This is a genomic window from Aeromonas sp. QDB39 (assembly GCF_027707585.1).
Classification (GTDB): Bacteria; Pseudomonadota; Gammaproteobacteria; order Enterobacterales; family Aeromonadaceae; genus Aeromonas; species Aeromonas hydrophila.
In genome coordinates this window covers 1-3,373 of sequence record NZ_JAPCIV010000089.1, presented here as the reverse complement: position 1 = coordinate 3,373, position 3,373 = coordinate 1, and the positions used below count along the sequence as shown (strand labels likewise).

Annotated in this window: 4 protein-coding genes; 3 read left to right on the top strand and 1 reads right to left on the bottom strand. The window is 55.4% G+C overall.

All coding sequences use genetic code 11. The features are described 5' to 3' along the window. Window positions 1-88: 88 nt before the first annotated feature. The gene (cadR, locus tag PG899_RS23775; protein WP_001219642.1) at window positions 89-496 is read right to left on the bottom strand and encodes a Cd(II)/Pb(II)-responsive transcriptional regulator; all 408 of its coding nucleotides are present in this window, start codon (window positions 494-496) and stop codon (window positions 89-91) included. Between the two features lie 95 nt (window positions 497-591). On the opposite strand from cadR, the gene PG899_RS23770 reads away from it, so the two are divergent. The 3 genes from PG899_RS23770 to PG899_RS23760 are packed head-to-tail and all read left to right on the top strand — an operon-like array spanning window position 592 to window position 3,315. Then, window positions 592-1,488 (top strand): cation transporter, encoded by an 897-nt coding sequence (locus PG899_RS23770; protein WP_000041516.1) that lies wholly within the window; start codon window positions 592-594, stop codon window positions 1,486-1,488. A 3-nt stretch (window positions 1,489-1,491) separates the two neighbouring features. Then, entirely contained in the window at window positions 1,492-2,004 is a 513-nt protein-coding gene (gene lspA, locus PG899_RS23765; RefSeq protein ID WP_004726826.1) for a signal peptidase II, read from the top strand. Between the two features lie 21 nt (window positions 2,005-2,025). Continuing rightward, on the top strand, window positions 2,026-3,315 hold the full coding sequence (locus PG899_RS23760) for an ISL3-like element ISPpu12 family transposase (protein ID WP_000137810.1): 1,290 nt from the start codon (window positions 2,026-2,028) through the stop codon (window positions 3,313-3,315). Window positions 3,316-3,373 lie beyond the last annotated feature (58 nt).

The following is a 3,373-nucleotide window of genomic DNA, read 5'->3' as shown; positions in this document are numbered from 1 at the left end:
GGGTAAGCGGATTAAATGGTTGATCTTACCTTTGCATGAGAGTGAGGCAAACCGGCATCTCATCGGATTATCTGGTTGGCACTCCAACCTACTGCTGATGCATGCTTCCCTCGCTAATTCCAGCAAGAACCCCACACGCCTTAACTTCCCGGTCATCGTTGCAACGCGCTCTTAGTGAAACGAGTTGTTTCTCAAGCGCCTGTAGAGCGGTTATCTGCGAGCGTACATGAGAGATGTGATCATCGAGCAAGGCATTGACAGCGGTACAGGACTGATGAGGGTCGTCCTGATAGCGCTTTAGTTCGTGAATTTCTGCCAGTGACAGATCCAGGATGCGGCAGCGACGAATAAAGGCCAGCCGCTCAACGTGTTTCTCGGTATAGACACGGTAACCGTTCTCCTGCCGACCAGGCGGCGGCAACAAGCCCTGCCGTTCGTAGAAGCGGATCGTCTGTGTATCTACCCCTACTGACTGTGCCAACTGACCAATACGCATCGGGTTCCTCCGCAACGGATTCTCTACGCTATTGACATTATAGCTACTATATAGTTTTAAATGAAAACCCGATCACATTCAAGTGGAGTCATATCATGAGTAAAAACTGCGGAGGCCCCTGTGGCGACCATGCAAGGCCTGCGGCGGATACCGATATGCAGGCCTCCTCCGATGCGTCGGGGGAATGGGTCAGTGTTTATGCCGTGCCGAAGATGGACTGTCCATCAGAAGAGCGCATGATTCGCCTGGCCCTGAACGGCGTTGAGGGGATTCGGGTACTGTCCTTCGACTTGTCGAACCGCCGGTTGAAGGTCGTGCATGACGGTGAGGTCGAGCCCGTCACCTCGAAACTGAAGACCTTGGGGCTAGGCGCCTCGCTTCAGGAAACCGTCGCTGCAAATCCGGAGACCATCAAGGCCGCCGAGTTTTCGGCAGCTTCTGCTAAGCAAGAATCCGGGACCCTGCGCTGGTTGCTCGGCATCAATGCACTTCTGTTCGTGGTGGAAATGACTGCCGGTCTGATCGCCCGGTCCACCGGCCTGATTGGAGAATCCCTGGACAATTTTGCCGATGCGGCGGTGTACGGGCTTGCCCTTTATGCGGTTGGACATAGCGTGAAAATGCAGGTACGTGCCGCGCATCTTGCTGGTGTACTGCAACTGATCTTGGCTGTGGGCGTACTCATAGAGGTGGTGAGACGCTTTGTATTCGGTAGTGAGCCTGAATCGCTGGTGATGATGGCTATCGCATTCGTCGCATTGATTGCCAATACCAGTTGTCTGCTGCTCATATCCAAACATCGGGAGGGCGGGGCGCACATGAAGGCAAGCTGGATATTCTCGGCCAACGACGTGGTGATCAACCTGGGGGTCATCACCGCCGGCGCTCTGGTCGCGTGGACCGGGTCCAATTATCCGGATCTGATTATCGGCACCATCGCGGGGGTAATTGTACTTAACGGTGCTAGACGCATTCTGGCGCTCAAGGATTAAGCAATGTCCATTTTTGGCAAACATCTGTCACCGTACGCTCTGTTGTCCATATCGGGCCTGCTGGCAGCGTCTGATCAGGCCATAAAATGGCTGGTGCAACAATCAATGGCATATGGCGAGTCTATTTCAGTGACCTCATTCTTTAACTGGGTACACGTATGGAATACCGGTGCCGCATTCAGTCTTTTTGCGAATGGTGGAGGCTGGCAGCGCTACTTTTTTATCGGAATCGCGGTAGTGGTCTCGATTTTTCTGATCAAGCTGATCCTTGAAAATCGTCATAAAGGAGAAGCCATCGCTTACAGTCTTATCCTCGGTGGCGCCATGGGCAACCTGATTGACCGGGTCTTTCGCGGCTATGTTGTGGATTCCTTTGATTTCTATTGGCGAGACTGGCATTGGCCGGCCTTCAACCTGGCTGATATTGCAATTGTCCTCGGTGCCTTACTTTTAGTTTCCAGCAGCTTGTTGGGTAAAAAAGCAAACACCAATGCTGAGTCGGATGGATCTGACTGACACCTACGCCTATACAACACCATGACCGAACTTCCCGACAACATCCTTCACCTGCCGCAATACCAAGTACTGGGCTGCAAATCAACCGACGACGAAATGCACTTCCAGGTGGACGTGCCCGATCCCATCGCCTGCGAGGAATGCGGCGTGCAGGGTGAGTTCGTACGGTTCGGCAAGCGTGACGTTCCCTATCGTGATCTGCCCATCCACGGCAAGCGGGTCACTCTCTGGGTGGTCCGCCGCCGATACACCTGCCGGGCCTGCAAGACAACATTCAGGCCCCAGCTACCGGAGATGGTGGACGGATTCCGTATGACACTGCGGCTGCATGAGTACGTGGAGAAGGAATCCTTCAACCACCCCTACACCTTTGTGGCGGCACAGACCGGCCTGGACGAGAAGACGGTGCGCGACATCTTCAACGCCCGCGCCGAGTTGCTGGGGCGCTGGCACCGCTTCGAGACGCCCCGCATCCTGGGCATTGACGAGCTATACCTGAACAAGCGCTACCGCTGCATTCTGACCAACATTGAGGAGCGAACCCTGCTCGACCTGCTGGCCACCCGCCGCCAGGACGTGGTGACCAACTACCTGATGAAGCTGAAAGACCGGCAGAAGGTCGAGATCGTCAGTATGGACATGTGGAACCCCTACCGGGCAGCGGTCAAGGCTGTGCTGCCCCAGGCCCGTATCGTGGTCGATAAGTTCCATGTGGTGCGCATGGCCAACGATGCCCTAGAGAGAGTGCGCAAGGACCTCAGAAAGGAGCTGAAACCGTCCCAGAGCCGGACTCTCAAGGGAGACCGGAAAATCCTGCTGAAACGCGCTCACGAAGTCTCAGACCGGGAGCGCCTCATCATGGAGACCTGGACAGGCGCGTTCCCGCAACTGCTGGCCGCCTACGAGCACAAGGAGCGCTTCTACGGCATCTGGGACGCCACCACACGGCTCCAGGCAGAAGCCGCCCTGGACGAGTGGATAGCCACCATCCCGAAGGGCCAAAAGGAAGTCTGGAGCGATCTGGTCAGGGCAGTGGGAAACTGGCGCGAAGAGACCATGACCTACTTCGAGACGGACATGCCCGTCACCAACGCTTACACAGAGTCCATCAACCGACTGGCCAAGGACAAGAACCGTGAAGGGCGCGGTTACTCCTTCGAGGTGATGCGGGCACGAATGCTCTACACCACGAAGCACAAGAAGAAGGCACCGACTGCGAAGGTCTCTCCTTTCTACAAGAAAACCATCGGTTACGGACTGCCGGACTTCGCAGAGGAACTCAACTACGGAGTCGATCTATCAACCATCTGAGGGTGGTATCAGATTGATGGGGTGAAGGTGCCCCATCAACCATTAAATCCGTATACCC